18 protein-coding genes are annotated in these 20,126 nt (G+C 31.8%); 4 read left to right on the top strand and 14 right to left on the bottom strand.

What is annotated here, in order from left to right; genetic code table 11:
* Positions 1-103: 103 nt before the first annotated feature.
* Entirely contained in the window at positions 104-1,984 is a 1,881-nt protein-coding gene (locus AC3ITQ_RS08040; protein WP_489237908.1) for a DUF3858 domain-containing protein, read from the top strand.
* Positions 1,981-3,876: a DUF3857 domain-containing protein gene (locus AC3ITQ_RS08035; protein ID WP_489237906.1), complete on the top strand. Its 1,896-nt coding sequence runs from the start codon at positions 1,981-1,983 to the stop codon at positions 3,874-3,876. Before AC3ITQ_RS08040 ends, AC3ITQ_RS08035 begins: the two co-directional genes overlap by 4 nt.
* Here AC3ITQ_RS08035 and AC3ITQ_RS08030 read toward each other — a convergent pair.
* The 4 genes from AC3ITQ_RS08030 to AC3ITQ_RS08015 all read right to left on the bottom strand — a co-directional run bounded on the left by AC3ITQ_RS08030 (position 3,873) and on the right by AC3ITQ_RS08015 (position 6,729).
* Positions 3,873-4,667, bottom strand: a complete 795-nt coding sequence (locus tag AC3ITQ_RS08030; RefSeq protein ID WP_489237904.1) for an MOSC domain-containing protein — start codon at positions 4,665-4,667, stop codon at positions 3,873-3,875. The genes AC3ITQ_RS08035 and AC3ITQ_RS08030 overlap by 4 nt on opposite strands.
* Before the next feature lies 1 nt (position 4,668).
* Positions 4,669-5,307 carry a leucyl/phenylalanyl-tRNA--protein transferase gene (gene aat / locus AC3ITQ_RS08025; RefSeq protein ID WP_489237903.1) on the bottom strand — a complete coding sequence of 213 codons (639 nt, stop codon included), beginning with the start codon at positions 5,305-5,307 and terminating at the stop codon, positions 4,669-4,671.
* A gap of 144 nt (positions 5,308-5,451) precedes the next feature.
* Positions 5,452-5,823 (bottom strand): DUF3127 domain-containing protein, encoded by a 372-nt coding sequence (locus tag AC3ITQ_RS08020; RefSeq protein WP_026983757.1) that lies wholly within the window; start codon positions 5,821-5,823, stop codon positions 5,452-5,454.
* A 30-nt stretch (positions 5,824-5,853) separates the two neighbouring features.
* Entirely contained in the window at positions 5,854-6,729 is an 876-nt protein-coding gene (locus tag AC3ITQ_RS08015) for a flavin reductase family protein (protein WP_489237900.1), read from the bottom strand.
* A 158-nt stretch (positions 6,730-6,887) separates the two neighbouring features.
* On the opposite strand from AC3ITQ_RS08015, the gene AC3ITQ_RS08010 reads away from it, so the two are divergent.
* Entirely contained in the window at positions 6,888-8,042 is a 1,155-nt protein-coding gene (locus AC3ITQ_RS08010) for a sensor histidine kinase (protein ID WP_489237899.1), read from the top strand.
* Positions 8,043-8,083: 41 nt separating this feature from the next.
* On the opposite strand, the gene AC3ITQ_RS08005 is transcribed toward AC3ITQ_RS08010, so the two are convergent.
* Entirely contained in the window at positions 8,084-8,470 is a 387-nt protein-coding gene (locus AC3ITQ_RS08005) for an HIT family protein (protein ID WP_489237897.1), read from the bottom strand.
* A 66-nt stretch (positions 8,471-8,536) separates the two neighbouring features.
* Positions 8,537-9,013 carry a transcription elongation factor GreA gene (gene greA, locus AC3ITQ_RS08000; RefSeq protein WP_072970495.1) on the bottom strand — a complete coding sequence of 159 codons (477 nt, stop codon included), beginning with the start codon at positions 9,011-9,013 and terminating at the stop codon, positions 8,537-8,539.
* Between the two features lie 156 nt (positions 9,014-9,169).
* On the opposite strand from greA, the gene AC3ITQ_RS07995 reads away from it, so the two are divergent.
* Positions 9,170-9,583: a Rieske (2Fe-2S) protein gene (locus tag AC3ITQ_RS07995; RefSeq protein WP_375033883.1), complete on the top strand. Its 414-nt coding sequence runs from the start codon at positions 9,170-9,172 to the stop codon at positions 9,581-9,583.
* A gap of 6 nt (positions 9,584-9,589) precedes the next feature.
* Here AC3ITQ_RS07995 and AC3ITQ_RS07990 read toward each other — a convergent pair whose 3' ends face one another.
* The 8 genes from AC3ITQ_RS07990 to pnuC form a co-directional block, all read right to left on the bottom strand.
* The gene (locus tag AC3ITQ_RS07990) at positions 9,590-12,259 is read right to left on the bottom strand and encodes a TonB-dependent receptor (protein ID WP_489237894.1); all 2,670 of its coding nucleotides are present in this window, start codon (positions 12,257-12,259) and stop codon (positions 9,590-9,592) included.
* A 50-nt stretch (positions 12,260-12,309) separates the two neighbouring features.
* Positions 12,310-13,050: a GLPGLI family protein gene (locus AC3ITQ_RS07985; RefSeq protein WP_489237892.1), complete on the bottom strand. Its 741-nt coding sequence runs from the start codon at positions 13,048-13,050 to the stop codon at positions 12,310-12,312.
* An 87-nt stretch (positions 13,051-13,137) separates the two neighbouring features.
* Positions 13,138-13,827 (bottom strand): GLPGLI family protein, encoded by a 690-nt coding sequence (locus tag AC3ITQ_RS07980; RefSeq protein WP_489237890.1) that lies wholly within the window; start codon positions 13,825-13,827, stop codon positions 13,138-13,140.
* Between the two features lie 127 nt (positions 13,828-13,954).
* Positions 13,955-14,170, bottom strand: a complete 216-nt coding sequence (locus tag AC3ITQ_RS07975; RefSeq protein ID WP_489237888.1) for a hypothetical protein — start codon at positions 14,168-14,170, stop codon at positions 13,955-13,957.
* Positions 14,171-14,488: 318 nt separating this feature from the next.
* Positions 14,489-16,666 carry a TonB-dependent receptor gene (locus tag AC3ITQ_RS07970; RefSeq protein WP_489237886.1) on the bottom strand — a complete coding sequence of 726 codons (2,178 nt, stop codon included), beginning with the start codon at positions 16,664-16,666 and terminating at the stop codon, positions 14,489-14,491.
* Positions 16,667-17,019: 353 nt separating this feature from the next.
* Positions 17,020-17,424 carry an alternative ribosome rescue aminoacyl-tRNA hydrolase ArfB gene (arfB, locus tag AC3ITQ_RS07965; RefSeq protein ID WP_489237884.1) on the bottom strand — a complete coding sequence of 135 codons (405 nt, stop codon included), beginning with the start codon at positions 17,422-17,424 and terminating at the stop codon, positions 17,020-17,022.
* Positions 17,424-19,538 carry a DUF4301 family protein gene (locus tag AC3ITQ_RS07960; RefSeq protein WP_489237882.1) on the bottom strand — a complete coding sequence of 705 codons (2,115 nt, stop codon included), beginning with the start codon at positions 19,536-19,538 and terminating at the stop codon, positions 17,424-17,426. Before AC3ITQ_RS07960 ends, arfB begins: the two co-directional genes overlap by 1 nt.
* Positions 19,499-20,122: a nicotinamide riboside transporter PnuC gene (gene pnuC / locus AC3ITQ_RS07955; RefSeq protein WP_489237880.1), complete on the bottom strand. Its 624-nt coding sequence runs from the start codon at positions 20,120-20,122 to the stop codon at positions 19,499-19,501. The genes AC3ITQ_RS07960 and pnuC overlap by 40 nt, the downstream gene beginning before the upstream one ends.
* Between the last annotated feature and the right edge of the window lie 4 nt (positions 20,123-20,126).

Below are 20,126 nucleotides of genomic sequence, written 5' to 3'. Positions count from 1 at the left end.
TAAAAAATGCTACAAATAAACTTGTGCTGAATTAATAAATTAGTTGAATTTATTTGTTAATATTGCCATAATATTTCCAAATACTTTTAATTCTTTTTGATAGATGATTTTATATAGGCACTCCTATTTATTTATATTTTTTTTAGCGATTTTTTGTAGAGCCCAGAGTACAAAACCAAAATCATATATTGATGAAAAAGTTGATTCGTATGAGATTTCTATAAAAAACAATATTCCTTCAATAATTTTAACCTCGAAAGAAAAAAAATGGGTAGGTGATAAAAATGAAAATGCTGTTCTCGGAAACAGAATAACCTACATTGATTCATTTGAGAAAGTTTATGACATCGAAGCTTATAGCATTTCTCCAAAAAACAAAAAAGAAAAAATAGGCTATGTTGGAACCGGTGATCGCGAAATTGGAGATGTCTTTTTTCATGACATGAAATTCAAATATTATAACTTTTTAAATCTGGAAGAAGGTTCTCAAACCTACTCTTTCTATAAAAAAGAATATAAAAAGCCTCAATTTTTAGAAAGCTATTATTTCAAAGATTATCTCGATTGTAAATCTTCAAAAGTTATTTTAAAAGTTTCTAAAGATGTCGAAATCGGATATACTGTACAAGGTAAATTTGATGAAAAAATTGATTTTTCAACTCAAAAAGAAGGCGACTTCACTATTTATACCTGGCAATTATTAAATGCCTTTAAAGAAGAAAAAGAAAACGGTTCACCAGGCCCTTCTTATTATAGTCCGCATTTAATTTTTTATATTAAAAATTACAAAACAACAACCGGCACACAAAATGTCGTTGGGTCTGTAGACAATCTTTATCATTTTTATGCCGAAACCATTAAAAATATTAATAAAGAAGACCAAACTCAGGTAAAAGAAAAAACAGCTGAACTTATCAATGGATTGACTGATAATACGGCAAAAGCAAAAGCTATTTTTGATTATGTTCAGAGTAAAATAAACTATGTTGCCTTCGAAGAAGGAATGGGTGGATTTATCCCGAGAGAAGCCGCTTCGGTATTACAGAAAAAATATGGCGATTGTAAAGATATGGCCAACCTACTTAATGAAATGTTGCACTATGCCGGCATAGAATCGAATATTTCCTGGATTGGAACACGTCAAAACAATTATACCTACGAAAATGTTCCGAGCCCAATTGTGGATAATCATATGATTACTGTTGCGACAATTGATAATAAAGACATCTTTTTGGACGCGACTGGTCATTATACTTCGTTCCCAAATATTACTCCGTTTATTCAGGGAAAAGAAGCTCTGGTAAAAATAGATGATGAGAAATACCGCATCATCAAAGTACCTGTTATTCCAGCTGATAAAAACAAAACTATTGGTAAACTAAAACTTAAATTCGATCAAAATTCTATATTGGGCGAAGCAGATTTTAGATTAGACGGATTTGTAAAAACGCAATTTATTAGCAGTTATATAACGACAACTGATAAAGATGAAATGCTAAAGGAATACCTGGCGCGTTTCATTCAAAACATTAAAACATCTAATATTGACATTAAAAATGATGACGTGTCACAAAATACGCTTCAAATTTTATATCATTTTGAATTAGATAAATGGATCAAACAGACCGATAATCAATTGCTTTTTAAACCAATTCTGTTTTTTCCTTATTCTGATGCAAGAATTAATATTGAGAAAAGAAAAAACCCATTGGAAAATGACTTTAAAAAATCTTATGAGTTTGAATATGAATTCGCTATTCCAGCAGGATATTCTTTAGATTTTTTACCTGAAAATTTCACTTTTAAAAATGATTTTTTCCAGGCAACTATCAACTATAAAAAGGTTAATAATACTATCATTATAAATCAAAAGATGGAAATGAATGTTTTACTCTTAGAAAAAGAAAATTTTGAAACATGGAATACTGCCATTAAAAACATTACAAAACAATACAATCAAAATATTATTCTTACAAAAAAATGAAAAATCTAATTTTCTTCATCATCGCAATTTTATCTACACAACTTTCATTCTCCCAAGAGGAAGAAGTCAAAAATTACAAATGGGATGAAGTTCCTAATTTTCAGGAAATTCCCGCTGAATTTAGTAATTATCCAGCTGTCGTTTTAAAAGACTACAGACTATACGAAAACAAGGTCGGAGAATATACTTACAAAGCGTATGTTGTAAAACATCAGGTAATAAAAATCTTATCTGAAGCCGGAATTAATGAATATAACAAAGTATCGATAAACAATAGATATGTAAGGGATTACAGAGATTTAAAAGTTAGAGTAATTAAACCGAACGGAAAAATTGAAGAACTTCCGAAAGAAAAAATCATTGAAAAAGAAGGAACTACTGAAAGACAATTTGCTTTTGAGGGTGTTGAAAAAGGAGATATTATTGAATATTACTATGTAATAAAAGAATATCCGGATTTTAGTGGCTGTGAGTATTTCCAGAGAGACATCCCAGTTCTTGATGCGAAGTTCCAGATTAATAAAATTTCTCGTGCCAGAACCTATACCGCTGCTTATAACGGGTTGATAAAAGAAAGTGACTTCAAAACAACAATTTATGTTGCAAAAAATCTACCAGCTTACAAATTTGAAAAAAATGCCACTAATCTTGCAAACCTTGCAAAGGTTTATTTTTTTATTGATACTTCCCTATCCTATAGTTATGTAGACTATTATAATTCTCTTAATAGTTTTGCCGATGGTGTAAGTGCTAAATCAATGATTAAAAATTTTGTAGAAAAATTTAATTTGAATGATCCTGCCCTTACAACAGATGAAAAAATAAAAATTGTCGATATCTATCTGAAAGAAAATATCGAAATCGATAAACAGTACATTTATAAAAAAGCATTAGAAACCAAAAAAATGACACCAAGCATGGTTTTATATTTTTATAAAGACGTTTTAGATTACCTTAAAATTAAATATCAGTTTACAGCTTCTACAGATAAATTTGATGATAAATTTGACAAAGAAAATGTTGTTCCCGATGCCTTATCAGAGATTCTGATTTACATACCGGAAACAAAAAAATACCTTTCTCCTTTTCAATTTTGGATGCCTTATGGTCAGCCTAATGCGCTTTCTGTAAACAACGATGCTGTTTATTTTAACAAGGAAGATCGCCAGCAGGTTACCTATGAATTCAAAAAAATAGAAAATGTTTTAATGGATGACAACGTTACGAAAGCAACAAGTAACATCACAATTGATGATGATATGGAAACCGTTTTGGTAGATAAAAAAAGCACCTATACGGGTTATCTTGCGTCGTATTTTAGATATGCCGTGAAGCATGTATCTGAAGAAAAAATAAATGATTTTGTAAAGAATAATACTTTTAATGATATTGATGTTGATGTTCAAAAATATTCTTTTGAAAATCAAGAGTACAAAAACAATTATGATCCTGAAAAACCCTTTACAATCAACAGTGCCATAAAAGTTAAAGAATCCTGGATCGAAAATGCAGGAAAAAACAATTTGATAACGATTGGAAAAGTATTAGGAAAACAAACCAGTTTACATCAGGAAACAAACAGAACAAATCCGATTGTAATATCTTATCCAAAGAAAAACATTAATTATATTAATTTAAGTATCCCATCAGGCTACAGCGTTAAAAATGTAGGCAGTTTAGCTTTTACTAAAGAAATTAAAAACGCTAATAATGATGTTATCGGTTTATTTAAATCAACAGCGCAAATTGAAGGTAATACAGTAAAAATAGCTGTCGAAGAATTTTACAATTTTACTTATTTAGAGAAAGAAAAATACAGTGAATATAGAGATTTAGTCGACGCATTATATGACTTTAATAATGCTTCATTAATTTTAACCCGAAATAATTAAATAACAACCTCATCACCAACACTAATAACTCCTGAATTCAAACTAACAATATTAGTTCCGAATAAAACGGAGTTATTTACATTTCGGTATTTGCTTAGAGTCTTTAAAGGTTCTTTTTTCAAACGACCATTTGAAGGATCATTGTTGACCATAATACATCTTCCGCAAGGCTTTATGTTTTTAAATTGAACTTCTCCGATTTTAAAAGTATCAAGATTATCTTCTTCATGTTCTTTTTGGGTACTGATAACAATGTTTGGACGAAATCTTTTTATTGTAATTTTTTCCTCCAACTTATCATTTAAAAAATCGAGACTTTCTGTACCAATCAATAAATAAGGATATCCATCAGCAAGACTGACATTGAAAGTTTCTTTTAATCGTGAACTTTCATGTTTACGCGCTCCAATTTTAGTGATCTTTACCAGTTTGCATTCAAAACCTAAGTGTTGGCTAAACCATTTTGAAGTTTCATTATTCACCTCAAATACTTCGCTTTTATCATCCCACACATTGACTTTTATTGCATTTCCTAAATTTTCATCAATAGAGAATTCATGTTTTTGATCCTTAAAAGTAATGCTGATTTTTCCATCTGAAATCTGAGGATAAAACTGACTCATAATACGATGCTCTCTTTGTGTTATCATCTGATTTTCGGCATCCAGTAACATCCAACGACGATCGTTTTCAAAGCCCATTTCTTCTGCTTTGGCATTTTGGCAGCTAATTCCCGCCAGGCTTTTTATCGGATAAATGTAAATTTCTTTTACAACATGAATTGCACTCATTTTACTTATTTTTTAAAATAGATATAAATTCATCACGACCAATTTCGCGACAGCCTAAACTCTCTAAATGCGGATTATAAACCTGACAATCCAATAATTTATAATTTTCCTTTTTTAACTTATTTACCAAGGCAATAAAAGCTGCTTTTGAAGCATTAGAAACTTTTGAAAACATACTTTCTCCACAAAAAACATCTCCTAAATCAATTCCATACAAACCTCCAACCAAAACCTCATCTTGCCAAACCTCAACTGATTTTGCAATTCCCTCTGCATGCAATTTACAGTACGCTTCGATCATTTCGTTCGAAATCCAGGTTCCGTCCTGACCGTCGCGTTTTATTTTTTGACAATTCGAAATTACATCCTTAAAATTTTGATTAAAAGTAACTTTAAACTGATTTCGATTCAAAATATTACGCATGCTTTTAGAAACGATTAATTCATCTAAAAACAAAACCATTCTGGGATCTGGCGACCACCACAAAATAGGTTCTCCTTCATTAAACCAAGGAAAAATTCCGCTTTGGTAAGCCAGCTTCAATCTTTCAGGATTTAAGTCACCGCCAATTGCCAGAATACCTTCTTCATCGGTTTCTGAAACGGGGGGGAAAGCTATATTTTCAAATAAATAATACATTCTTTTAAATATTAATTTTTAAATTCCAAATTCCAAACATCTAGAAAACCTTTGACAAAGATCTACAGAATACAAAAAATTCCAAATCCCAATACACAGAATGATTTGGAATTTGGAATTTATATTTTTTGGAATTTAAACTTATTAGAAAGGCAAATCGTCCGGTTCGTCTTCGTTTAAGTTTGTTGCCGGAGCAAAAGCTTCTGCAGCAGGCATTGGAGCTGTTTGTGCAGGACCTTCTGGAGCTAATCTTTCGATTCTCCAACCTTGAATACTATTAAAATATCTAGTTTCTCCTTGTGGATTAACCCATTCTCTTCCTCTTAAATTGATAGAAACTTTAACAGCCTCACCTTGCTTGTAGCTGCTTAACAAATCGCACTTATCCTGAGTAAATTCAATCAAAATATGTTGAGGGTATTGCTCGTCTGTAGTAACAACCAACTCTCTTTTTTTGAATGCAGCACTAACTTGTTGCTCTGGATTAACCACTTTTACTTTTCCTGTAACTTCCATCTTCGTCTATATTAATTATTGTTTCTATTCTTATTTTTTGGCTAAAAGCACTTTCCAGGCCGATAAAATATCATCATTATTCAGGTATTTTTTGGCTTCTAAATGAATTTTTTCCTGATCGTCTGAGCTCAAAACTCCTTTCACTGAAAAATTTTCTTTCACAAATATACTAACTTCTTCCGTTGTAGGCAAGGCTTCAATATTACCTAATTTTCCGAGATCATTTCCGTCAAAAACCAGACTTTCCTTGACGAAATTCGGAATTGCATCTACTCCGACCCCTAAAGTCGTTAGTGGTTTTGGTACTTCAAAAAGTCCTTGGTTTGATCTTGAGTACCAATTATTTCCGAGTCGTGAAACCAAATCAATTTTATGCTGATCAATACCACCATTTTCATCTAAAACTGCTTCATGAATATGAATTTTCACTACTTCGCACAAAACTAAATTTCCTGCTCCGCCTTCTGTTCCTAAAGGAATAATCTGCGTGACTTTGCACTCAAACTGAACCGGAGACTCTTTTACACGATATGGTTTTACCAAATCTGACGGAATTTGTGTCAATCCTGCCTTGATAAATTCGTTTACACCTTCTGCATATTCTGTACTGGCTAAAGATGTTTGTTGTACCAGATTATAATTGACCACATTAATAACCACTTCGCGTGTTGCTTCAACATTAATCAAAGTATGTTTGACCGTATTATCGCGTACGCGTCGTGCCGGTGAAAAAATTAAAATGGGCGGATTTGCACTAAACACATTAAAAAAACTAAACGGCGACAAATTCGGAATTCCTTTTTCGCTCATTGTACTGGCAAAGGCAATTGGCCTTGGTCCCACAGCGCTTTGCAGATAGCCATGTAATTTTGCCGTTGGAATTTCTTTTGGATTAATGCTAATCATATTTTTTCTTTTTAACCGAACCTCATTTCGGTATCTGCAAAAGTAGAGAAATCGTTTAATCCAAAGAAATACTTTAAGACATAAAAACAAAAATCTTAATAAATAACAAAATATAAAATGTGTTTATTTCGTTATATTTATACCTCAAAAAAATACCTATGTCTTTTTCCGAAAGAAGAAATACTACCCGCTGGATTATCATTTCCATTTCCTTCTTAATCATTTCTCTGATTCTTTGGAATACCTATATCTTTTTTCAGGTTTTCAAAAACGAAGAAAGGTTAAAAATGAATCTTTTAGCCAATGCACAAAAGGCCTTGGTCAATGCAGATGAAAACACAGACTTAGATTTACCACTTGAGATTTTAAACAACAATCATTCGGTTCCTGTAATGCTAACGATGTATGGCGATAAAATTATCAGTTCGGTCAATGTACCGGAAAGAATAATGGAAGACGAAGAAAAATCACTTTCCTATTTAAACAATCTAAAGCGAGAGAATGATCCGATAGTTATTGAATATGCTCCAGGAAAATTCCAGAAATTATATTATGGAAATTCTGAGCTAATCAATAAGCTAAAATATTACCCGATTGCCTTACTGCTGATTATCGTTTTGTTTGGTGCTCTAATTTATAATTTTTACAAAAGCACCAAAATGGCTACTCAAAACAAATTATGGGCTGGTATGGCAAAAGAAACGGCTCACCAAATTGGTACTCCCCTTTCGTCCTTAATTGGCTGGGTTGAAATTTTAAAAACAGAAGATATTGATGCGTCCATAACACTGGAAATCGAAAAAGATATTGACCGACTGCAAACCATTACAGACCGTTTTTCTAAAATTGGCTCCATCCCTGCCCTGGAAATGCATGATATCGTTTCTGAAACTTTAAGCAGTTATGAATATCTGCAATCCCGATTTTCTAAACAAGTCACTTTTTCTTATGATGGTCCAAAAGAACCTGTTTTAGCCATGATAAATCCAACGCTTCATAGCTGGACAATTGAAAATTTGGTTAAAAATGCCATTGATGCCATGAAAGGAAAAGGAACTTTAGATCTTCAAATTGAACAAGATGCACATCATGTTAAAATAAACATTAAAGATTCAGGAACCGGAATTTTAAAAAAACAATTCAAAACTATTTTTGAACCAGGTTTTACAACCAAAAAACGAGGTTGGGGATTAGGACTTTCTTTGACGAAAAGAATTGTAGAAGAATATCACCGGGGAAAAATAAAGGTTTTACAGTCTGAAATTGGAAAAGGAACCACATTTCAGATTTCACTAAATAAAAAAGAGCAGTAAAATTTTTATTTACTGCTCTTTTTATTTTATTTCGGAATCTATTACAAATTCGACTGAATGCTTTTTGCCAAAGCCTCAAATTCTTCTTTAGAAAGAGATACTTTATTTTGAAAACGCATTTCATCCATATGATTTAAAGGAATCAAATGAACGTGTGCGTGAGGAACTTCTAAACCAACAACTGCCATTCCGACTCTTTTGCAAGGAATCGTTTTTTCTAAAGCAATCGCAATTTTTTTAGAGAACTTCATTAAGCCTAAATACAATTCATCCTCCATGTCAAAAATCTTGTCGATTTCTTGTTTTGGAATACAAAGCGTGTGCCCTTTTGCATTTGGATTTACATCTAAAAAAGCCAAATAATTTTCGTCTTCGGCAATTTTATAGGAAGGAATTTCTCCGTTTACTATTTTCGTGAATATAGACATTGTTTATTCGTTTATTTGGTTACTTGTTTAACCGATTGAATGATTAAACAGTTAAACTTAAAAAAATTAGTCTCTTGAAATTTCAAGAATTTCAAATTTAAGAACTCCGTTTGGTACTGTAATTTCAGCTACTTCTCCAACAGATTTCCCAAGCAAACCTTTTCCAATAGGAGACGTTACTGAGATTTTTCCAGTTTTAAGGTCAGCTTCGCTTTCAGCAACAAGCGTATATTTCATTTCCATTCCGTTGCTTTGGTTCTTAATTTTTACATTAGAAAGCACCAATGCTTTCGAAACATCTAATTGTGATTCGTCAATTAATCTGGCGTTAGAATACACTTCCTCCAGTTTAGCAATTCTCATTTCTAATAAACCCTGTGCTTCTTTTGCTGCATCATATTCGGCATTTTCAGATAAATCACCTTTATCTCTTGCCTCTGCTATATCTTGAGATGCCTTAGGACGCATTACACTTTTTAAATGCTCCAACTCCTCTTTCAATTTTTTTAATCCTTCTGCGGTATAATAAGATACTTTACTCATAACTTCATCGTTTATATAAATACAAAAAATCCCATCGGGACGGGATTTTGTATTACAAATATACTATTATTTTTAATAGTACATAATTATATGTTAATCATATAAAATTCAAAACTAAATAATTTATTTTTGTTTCTCCAATTCTTATTTAAATCAATGAAAAAATTCTGGCTCTTACTCGTATTTGTTTCTGTACTTTTCTCTTGTAGTGATAGTGAAAGAAGCAATAATAATCCTAACATACCAAATTATTCAGTTAATCTGTCTGTAGATATGAATCTCCCGGCCTATTCCAATCTTAAATTTGTGAGTAATGGTGTTATCGTTCCGAATTTTGGAGCAAAGGGGGTCATCATTTTTAACGCCGGAGGTACTTATAATGCTTTTGATGCTGCATGCCCAAATCAGGCTTTAAATTCCTGCACCGCTATGACCATTGATGGTATTAATGCAGTATGCTCTTGTGATAAAACAGCCTATAGTTTATTTACCGGACTTGGAGGCAAAGAATATCCTTTAAAACAATACAAAGTAGAAGTTAACGGAACGTTGATTCACGTTTATAATTAAAAGTAGTTACAATTTATACGATAGCGTAAATATAATGGCTCTGGGCAAAATATAGACAGCCTGCTCGCTTATCATATAGTCAGAGAATGAATAACTATTTTTCTTTTTGATATCAAACAAATTATTAGCCGTCAATTCAAAACCCAACGGACTATTTTTCTTTTGATAAAAAAGTGACGTGTTTAAAATATCATAAAAATTAGACTGTTTATTATCGTTTGTATTTTTTAAACTCTCATAATCTATTTTATAAGTCCAGGATTTTAAAAATGTGCATTCAAAGGATGATGTCAAAGCATCCGTTTGATATTTTGATTTTGTCAAACCCGAAAATTCACTAAAACCTTTTGTATAACCAATAGTAAAGTCTGGCCATTTTTTATAAGCGGTTTTAAAAATCAGACCGACATTCTGATTATTTCTTTGGTTATTTGTCGTAATATCATTTAATGTTTGCGAATAATTAAACCATGATAATCTTGTATTTAACTTCAAATTAAATCGATAAATTCGTTTAGATACAAAACCATTAAACCCAATATTTGTTTCGGGATTATCGGTTAAAATTGGCGTATTGAACTGATCGATTCCATCCAGTTTTATTTCATTTCGAATTACTTTTACTTTTTTGGAATAATTCAACATTCCATTCCAAATAATTCCTTTATAAGAATTCATTTTTGAGTATCGCAAAGTAGAGGAATGGTATCTTTCGTTTTCTAATAATGCATTACCCTTATACACCGCATTATAAAATTCCAAAGTATATCGATTTGCCATTTGGTTAACATCTGGAAACTGATTTTCTAATTTATAGGTAAAATTCAAACTCTCTGATTTATTAAACTCGTAATCACTATTCCATTGTGGCTGGAGCAATGTTTTTGATACACTGTAATTACCATCAATTTGAGAAGTATTCAAATCATACCAATGCAAATACAGTCCTGGTTTGTTAACCCATTTCCCAATTTTAAATTTATATTCAAGACCAATATAGGCATCATTTAATCTGTATTTAATAGCATTGCCAAAACCAGCTATGGCAAAATCATTAATAGATCCATCTGTTAAGATTTGTTTTTCGGAAGTATTAAAATTAGATTTTTCAAAATTGTTTCCAATATTGGTATACAAATGATTTGTGTTATTAATAATCCAGTAATGCTTAAAAAGGGCATCAATACTGTTTACTTCAGATTTTTTTACCTGATCAACCGTATAACTTTCATCTTCTATTAATGGAATTAGTCCTTGCAAAAACGGTTCGTCGGTAAACCAATTATTTTTTGGTGTAAGTTTAGTATAAGCCTGATTTACGACAAAAGTTGTTGTATTGTGATCATTGTAACTTTTGTGCCATTCTATATATTGTTTGACTGATGCGTTATCAGCTTTATTTATGGTTTCAAAAACGCTTGAGCCTAAATTTGTCAGGGAATTTAAAACACTTTCTAAATCATTTGTATTAGACTGGTATTGCCCATTGTAATACCATTTTTCTTTCTTTGTTGGCGAATAATCCAGTTTTATATTTCCTAGTCCTAAAACAGCAGTATTATCTGCAAGCCGAACCTTTTTTTCATAATCCACAGTGCTATTGTTGTTCAAATATTCAACATTATTATCAATTCTGGCAGCAGTAAAAACTTTAGAAACAATTCCAAACCCAGACAGGGTCAGTTTTGATGAAAATTCATGACTAAAATTAAAAGCGCTAAACTGTGATTGAGATTTAAGCATGTCGGTATTGTCTTTAGAAAAAGAGTCTAAATCTGTCAACGCTTTTCTACCGGAAAGAAAACTGCTGAAACCGCCTCCAAACCGCGTTAAATCATCATAAGTAAAAGTGCTTTTTCCGATATTATTTGCATCACCAATAAAACTTAAATTGGTTTTGGGCGCAAAATAAAACAAAGCTGCATGTGCGAGATAAAAACCATTATCTCCTCCTCCAGCCTCTACACCTGCCTGTACATCGCCAAAAACAAATTTCTTTTTATCTTCTTTCAATTTTACATTCATTGCCAAATCATCACTGTCTGACACTTGTTTCATAAAACCAACTTCGTTAAAATGATCGATAACTTCTATTTTATCTAACGCATCGGCAGGAATATTTTCTACAGCTAATTTAGAACCTCCGCCAAAAAAAGATTTCCCCTCAACCAACATTTTGGTGACTTTTTTGCCTTGTACAGTAACGATTCCTTTTTTATCAACCTCAACTCCGGGTAACTTTTCAAGGATTTCTTTCATTTTGCGTTCGTTACCATTAGCAAAACTATTGACATCAAAAGTTAAGGTGTCTTTTTTAATAACAATTGGCTTAAACTCGTGTTTAATTATGATTTCTTTTAAGTTTTCTCCTGTAGATCTTAATTTAAAGTCATAAGAATTAATATTTGAATTAGGCTCCAAAATAAATACCTGATCAAGAAAACCAATATACGAAACCATAATTTCATACTTTACATTAACATCCAACTCTAGACGATATCGCCCTTTGTTATCTGCAATCGAAAATTTTAAACTCGCTTTTTCTTGTAAGGATTTTGCAATAACATTAGCCGATTCTAAGGGTTTATTAGCATCATCAGAAACTACCCCTTCAAATGTTTTGGTTTGGGCGTAAGAAAGTGTGGTTATTAAAAAAACGAGTAGGGTTTTGAGCATAAATTAAAGATAATTTGGAAAATATAAACAACTAACAATTATAATAAGTTTTATTCTTTTCCTTTCGTTTCCTCCCTTTTTTTTGCTAGCAATACAGCTCCATCGCTGTATTGAAATTTTTTATCGTACTCTTCTTTAGTAACTGTTTTACCATTTGGAAATTTTATATTCTCTTTTTTATCTCTCAACTCAACAATATTTGCCAAAAAAGTATTGCCATGCGAATTAACATACTCCGTAACTTCTAAAATAAGTCCTGGCAAACCGTAAAAGTACTTAGGACCAAGGCTAAAAGGTAAACTTGGAGTAAACCAAGCTACTATTTTAGTACTTCTATTTCTACCAAAGCTATCAATAAAGTTTTCATTAAAAAGCGCTTTGTAACATAAATACCCACCTATGTTTTTAGATTCTGCGGTAATTTCCCAATCTAAAGGAGTAATTTTACTCTCTACCAAAGTACCATCATTTCTTACTGTAATTTGGGTTTTAGCTTCCAAATTAGTATAAACATCGAGTGAAGTAAACGCCATTCTGGATATATTTAGTAATTGAGGATCTGAATCAAGACCTAGCTGATCTCTATATTTAAAACTAGCCTTATTTTCACTATACGATAATTCAAATTTTTGATTATTTGCCAATTCAACAGTATTTCCAAAAAGCTTTTTTGCATCTTCGCTTTTAAGCTCATTATTTGAGAAAGAGGTATGGAAATCATATGTAACGATAACAGTTTGCTGAGAGTAAAGTATACTTGTGAAAAGTAAACTAAAAAAAAAATATTTCATAATTATATTAAATTAAAACAATCAAAACTTCTCATTCAAATATTTAGTTGGTAAAACAAAATGAGGAGAAATTTTCAACCATTAAATTTATTTCGGAATGTAAGTCGAATTTTTCATAAACTCCTCCTCTGTTAAAACTTTGCCTTCAGGGAATTTAATTAGAATATTTTGCTTTTTCAGTTCAATCTTTTTTAAAAAATATGTTTTATTTTTTTTTCCTGTCTCAGTTAATTCTAATACTAGACCCGGCAATCCATTATAGCTATTAGGGCCAAAAGGAAATGGCAAAGAGGGAGCAAACCACGCGATTATTGTTTTGCTCATTTGTCCATTATAACCTTGGTACTTTTTGATATATTCTGCTTTATAGCATAAATAATTATCAATCACCTTTGTTTCGTTTGTAATTGTCCATGATTTTACAGCGTTCTTGTCTTTCAGAAGAATTCCATCAACCTGCTTGTTAATACTTAGCTGCTTACCCTTATCATAATAATTTTCATATCCAGATATAATATTGGCAACTCCGTTAATTAACACGTTAGCGCCCTCATTTTCCATCTCATTCGAAAGGTAAAAATGAGACTGAGTTTCATTAAATTCTAAAATAAAATTATGACTTTCTGCTATTTTTTTAGCTTCATAAAGCACATCATCGTTTTTACCATCTTTGTCTTTATATTCCGGTAACTGAATACCGTAATATGCAAAACCTGATGTTTGTGAGAAGCAAAAAAAAGAAAAAAAGAAAAAGAAAAAGAAAAAGATTTTTTTCATTATAAATTAGTTGAAATTAGTTGGATTAAAATAGATCATGATAAGTTTTATTTTAAATATTAGTAAAATTATAAACTTGCTTTGAGAAAAACATGGAGGTAAACTATACCTCCATGTAAAAACATTCTTAACAATGATTCATATAATATTGGTAAAGATAATAATTAAATATAGGGTCATCTTCACCAGCCAAATCAACAGCAGCCATGGCTTTATCCATACATTTATCGTATTCAACGATATTAATTGTTTTTTTTATTTCATTTTTTGTTTCAGAAGTTTCTGCCATCGCAGCTCCACTAAACGCAAGTAATGCTACAGCGGTAAATAAAAAATTTTTCATAATTAAATTAGTTATAAATTTATTAATTTGTTTTTTGGTTAACCGAAGTAAATTTGAAAAAAAAAAATGTAAACCTAAACTTATACAATTAACAATTTTTTAACAAGTATATCAAAAATTAAATCGATAATATATCTTACAAAATACAGCAATACAACTGATAGCGGCGGATTATGTTTGAAATACATAAAATAAGAAAATTCTTAATTTAAAATTAAAATCAAAAACGTGTTTTATTAATAGTTCATTAAACTATTGCCCAAAAACAAAAAAGCCTGAAAATTTAAAACTTTCAGGCTTTTTAATTTTTACAATATTTTAGAATTTCAAAGTCAGTCCGGCTAAGAAATTAATTCCCGCCTGTGGATAATAGTATGGATAAACATCCCACATATATCCGTTTGAAACGTATTTCTTATCTAAAATATTATTTACCAATCCTGTAATCATTATTGATTTGAAGACAGATTTTGGTTTAATCTCATAAGATACATTCAAATCATTTACAAAATAGTCGGCGAGTTTTGCTGATGGCAATTCGATATTGTTCATGTATTGCTCACCAACATATTTCTGCAATAACGAAATATGCAAACTTTCAAGTGGGCTGTAAACAATTATATTACCTGCTATTACTTCTGGAGAATAGGCAATTTTAGTTGTGCCATAATTTTGACCTTCAACAGCCAAATCAACATTTTTATTACTGCTTAAAGTAAAGTTTGGACGAAGCAAAAATTTCTCTGAAAGTTTAATAGTTGCATCTACTTCAAAACCTAAACGGTAACTTTTATCAGTATTGGAACGAATTGGCGCACCAACATCGTCTAATCTTCCGGTTAAAATCAATTGGTCTTTGTAGGCCATATAATAGAAATTCGAATTTAATTGAAATTTCTCCGAATTGAATCTCCATCCCAATTCAAAATCATTTAGTTTTTCAGGCTTTACGTTACCGCCTTCATAATCCGTTCTGTTTGGTTCACGATTGGCTCTTGCGTAGGAGAAATAAAGTGTGTTTTTTTGATTGATTTCGTAGTTCAAACCTGCTTTCGGATTAAAGAAATTGAAATTATCATCCACCAAACCAGTGTCTGCACTATTAGATTTGTATTTTACATTTCTATATTGTAAATCGCCATAAAAGCTTAGTTTTTCTGTGAATTGATAATTGGCTTTAGCGAAGATATTTCCATCTGTTTTAGTGGAGAAATCATCGTAATAATGATCGCCTAATTCTGATTGCGCAGAATGTCTTGCCCAAATTACTTTTCCGAAATGATCACCTTCGTATTTATTCCAGCCTCCGCCAAAAATAACATCCAGCTTCTCCTCTTTGTATTTTACAGAAAAAGTGGTTCCGTAAAAATCATTGTCCAGCCATTTCTGACGAATTAAATCAGTCCCTGGAACTAATTCTCCGTTGTCATTCTCAACCATTTTGGTAGGTTCAATTGGCCCATATCCTGCAACCGGCTCATCATATTTATAATTTTCGTAATACCCTTTTCCTTTAGTATAATGAACTGCTAAGTTTGAGCTCCATTTATCTGAGAATGATTCACTCCAATGCAATTGATAATGATCTTGCTGGTAGTTATCGGTTTCATTATCATAAAAACGAATGTTTCCAGATTCGTCGATATACATTCCGGAAGAATTAAAAGTACGATCTGCGTTTAGTGTTTCAGCATCAATTCCGTTCCAGGATTGATATGTTTTTTCTGTTCCGCCAAAAACCAATGCTTTAATCAAAGTGGTTTTACCAACATAAGTTCCTTGTAAAAAATAAGATTTCAAATCAGAACTTGCTCTGTCTATATACCCATCTGATTTGATTCTGGACAAACGTCCAGCCAATTCGAAATGATCGTTTAATAAACCGGTACTAAATTTTACTGTATTTTTTTGAGAATTAAAACTTCCATAAGAACCGGAAACTTCTCCATTTGCTTTTGAAGCATAATTATCTGTCAGCATATTTAAACTGGCACCAAAAGCACCAGAACCATTGGTTGAAGTTCCAACACCTCGCTGCAATTGTAAACTCTCAACAGAAGAAGCAAAATCAGGCATATTAACCCAAAATGTCCCCTGACTTTCAGCATCATTGTATGGAATTCCGTTGATGGTAACATTGACACGTGTTGCATCGCTTCCGCGGACACGAATTCCGGTGTAACCCATTCCGTTTCCAGCATCAGAAGTTGTAACCACAGAAGGCATATAATTCATCAGAATTGGAATATCCTGACCCAGATTTCTGTATTTGATGTCTTTTTTATCTAAATTACTAAACGTAACCGGCGTTTTTGCAGTAACACGAACAGCAGAGACCAAAACCTCATCAAGAGAATTTACTTTGGTAGAGTCCTGAGCTTGTGCGAAAGAAAATAGAGTAAAGAGTAAAGAAAATAGAGTAAAGAGAATAGACTTTTGGCTCACCTTTGAACCTTTGTAACTTAGCACCTTAGCACCTTTAAGAGAAGTTTTCATCCGTAAAAAATTTACGAATAAAAGGGGGAATTATTCTTTTTGTTAAATTAATAAATGTGTTTCTTACGACAAGATATAGTGTGCACGCTAACCATTGTCGTTTTTTCCCTTAGCAACATTACTCGCTCAGGTTCTTTGGGTATGATCTCAGCTCGTTATTTAGAGCACCCCTTTGAGACAGTGCAAATGTAGTGTTAAAAAACAAATTCCAAAAACTAAAATTCCAAATTCCAAAAAAAGAAATTCCAAATTCCAAAAACTTACTTCATGTAGTTTTCAATTGGAATTTGGACTCGAGCGCCAGCGAACAGGCGAAGCAATTTTATAAATTGGTTTTTATTCTAAATTAGAATTTAATCTAAATTTGGTTTCTTGCGAGATTGCTTTATTTCAGAAATATTCTTTTTATCCTTAATTCGTTTTTTAATTACAGATTTTGGAATCTTAGTTGCTTTTCGAACCTTCGGAACATGCAATCCTTTTTTGATGATTTCTAAAAACCGTTTTACAACAATATCCTTGTTTTTAAGCTGGCTGCGATCTTCGTCACAATTTAAAATCAGAATGTTTTCAGTAGTTAAGCGTGGTGCAATATTTATTAACAAAAGTGCTTTTTCTTCTTCAGACAAGGCTTGCGATGTATTCAAATCAAAAGTTAGCACCACTTTTGATGATACTTTGTTTACGTTTTGTCCACCGGCACCACTGCTACGAACGGCTTTAAAACTTAATTCTGATATGATTTTTTCTGAATCCATTATTGCGGTTGATGTGCTGCTTTTAATAAATCATTTACTGTTTTCACCGGATTAAAGGTTATTAAAGGAACAGCCACAAAAACGGTTAACCAATTTGCCATTGCTCCATTCCATAAACCTGGCAATTCATAACTTTTAACTGTTTTTCCGTCAATGCTTTTTTCTACAATAAATCCAGCTTTATGATCGACAAACTGAGTCAGATCAAACTTTTGTTTTTTATAGTTTTTAATACCGCAGATTAAATCAACAGGATTAAAATGGGTTGCTTCCGCCAAAATTTGAAGCTGTTTTTTATTCATTACATCTACCTGCGATGTTTCTACGATTTGAAGCGAAACACTTCCTCTCTCATTCATCACCCAAAATGGTCCGCCTCCGGGTTCTCCTTCATTTTTAACCATTCCACAAACGCGAATTGGGCGGTCTAACAACTCCTTAATTTTAAGGATTTTATTTTCAAATGTAAATTTATTAAAATCATTCGTGAGACGAATGTTTAGTTGCTCTCTTAAAAATTCAATAATTTCAGTTACATCATTTTCTTTAATTTCATTGTTTTCAATCGCAGTTAAATAACCAAAAACCTTATGCTGAATTTCAATTAAAATTCCTGCTAAAGACTTTTTGTACAACGTAATTTTATCAATATGATTTTGAATTACGTTATCAATATTTTTAATAAAAATAATATCAGAATCTAATTTGTTTAGGTTTTCAATTAGTGCTCCGTGGCCTCCAGGTCTAAAAACCAGTGCTCCGTCTTTATTTCGAACTCCTTTATTATGAACATCAACTGTAATAGAATCAGTACTCTTGCTTTGATAAGAATACCCAATATTAATCTTAGTTCCTGAATCTTTCTCTATTTGATATTTAACTAAATCAACAGCTTCTTCAAACTGAATTTGGTGATTTTCTGAAACCGTAAAATGAAGATTTGATGTTTTTCCTGCAGTTGCATAATGTACACATTCATTCAAATGTTCTTCTATGGGATTTGCAAGATGTGTCTTATATTGATGAAATGGCAAAACTGCTTTTGGTTTGTTTGCAAAATCAAAATAATCAGGAGACAGTAATACTTTTATAAAATAGTAATTTTTATAATCCCTGTCCAGGGTTTCAAAATCCGTGTAAATTTCCCTAAGTTTTTTATCTACAGTTTCAAAAAAAGGAAATTTATCCATTGCTACTATAAAAATCGAGAGATCACTATCTTTTTTTCTGTTTATATAAGCGTTTATGGTTTCTTTATGAATGTCAAAATCATTCAAAAACGCATTCAAGAACTTAAACATTCTACTTGCGGCTCCAGAGGCAGGAACAAACTTTTTCAGTTTTAATTTTGATTTTTGACTGTCAAAAAAAACAGCCTTTTGCTCAAGTTCAGCATCGGAAAGACTTACAATACCATCATTGATAGTTGCCGGGCTTATTAAATTGCTTTTTGCAATTCCGTTTTTAAAAATCTCCAATTGATTCAGTATATTCTCAAATGGTATTTCGTGATCATAAATCTGAACAAAGTCAACTGAAGAAAAACCTTTTTCTTTCGCTATTGTCAAATTATGTATAATTGAAGTTGCTTTTGCCAAACGGCATTCCTTGTCTCCGGAAAGCGTTATAAAAGGTTTTTTAGTATCGATCAGCGTTTGCTTAAAAACAGAGAAAACACTTTCTCTTCCATCCGGTGTATCTCTAATATCGTCTTTTTCCCAAGGAACATCAATATCTGTTAAAAAGAACAAGTCGTATTCATGCTTAAGGGCGGCTTCATTTAATAAAGGATCACAGAAACCGTAATACATTTCAGAAAAAACTTTAGTGACCATTAAGTTAGTATCGCAAAACAAATATTTGTTTGCTCTAGATAACTTTTGATTTTCTAATTCTGTTTGTCCGTATGCGATGGGCATCATATCATCAGCCACACAAATGTGCTGGTTTTCTTCCCACTTTTCTTGTAGATAATCGCGTGCAAACTCAGGAACCCATTCGGTCTGATAGTAATCCGCAAGTTGTTTTGCTAAAGTTGTTTTTCCTGTACTTTCAGGACCAAATAAAGCAATTTTTATGATAGCTGTTTTTTGCTGTCTAAGATTTTTCTCCATTCTAAATAAGCTGAAATAGCTAAAATTGTAAAAATTAAATATTGAAGTGACAACATCCCTAAGCCGCGATAAGCATAAAGTGGCACTACAATTATATCACCAATAATCCAAAGTGTCCAGTTTTCGATTTTTTTCCTGGCCATGTACCACATTCCTGCAAAAAATATTCCGGACGAAATCATATCGACATAATTGTCGGTTTTAATTTCGTAATCAAAATATTTATAAATCCCGAAAACTACAAAAACAGTTACAAAAAACAGTAAGATTCCAATTATTTTTTCATTAAGATTTGTACGAGTAATTGGTAAATTGTCTTCTGTCGTTCCGCCTTTTCCCCATAAATACCAACCGTAAATGCTCATAATTGAGAAATAACCGTTAATAATCATATCTCCTATGTAACCTGCAATATATAATAGATAAACCGAAATTACGGTAGCGATTAATCCTGTTGGATAAACCCAGATATTCTCTTTTTTAGCAAACCAGACACTTAAAATTCCACAGACAAAAACTAAAAACTCTAGTGCAATATGCCATAACGGTGCGTTTTTATAGCTGTCAAGAAAAAAATCAATCATTTGG

This window comes from Flavobacterium sp. KH_001 (assembly GCF_057840745.1).
The sequence above is the reverse complement of the archived record's forward strand: the minus strand, read 5'-3'. Positions and strand labels throughout refer to the sequence as shown.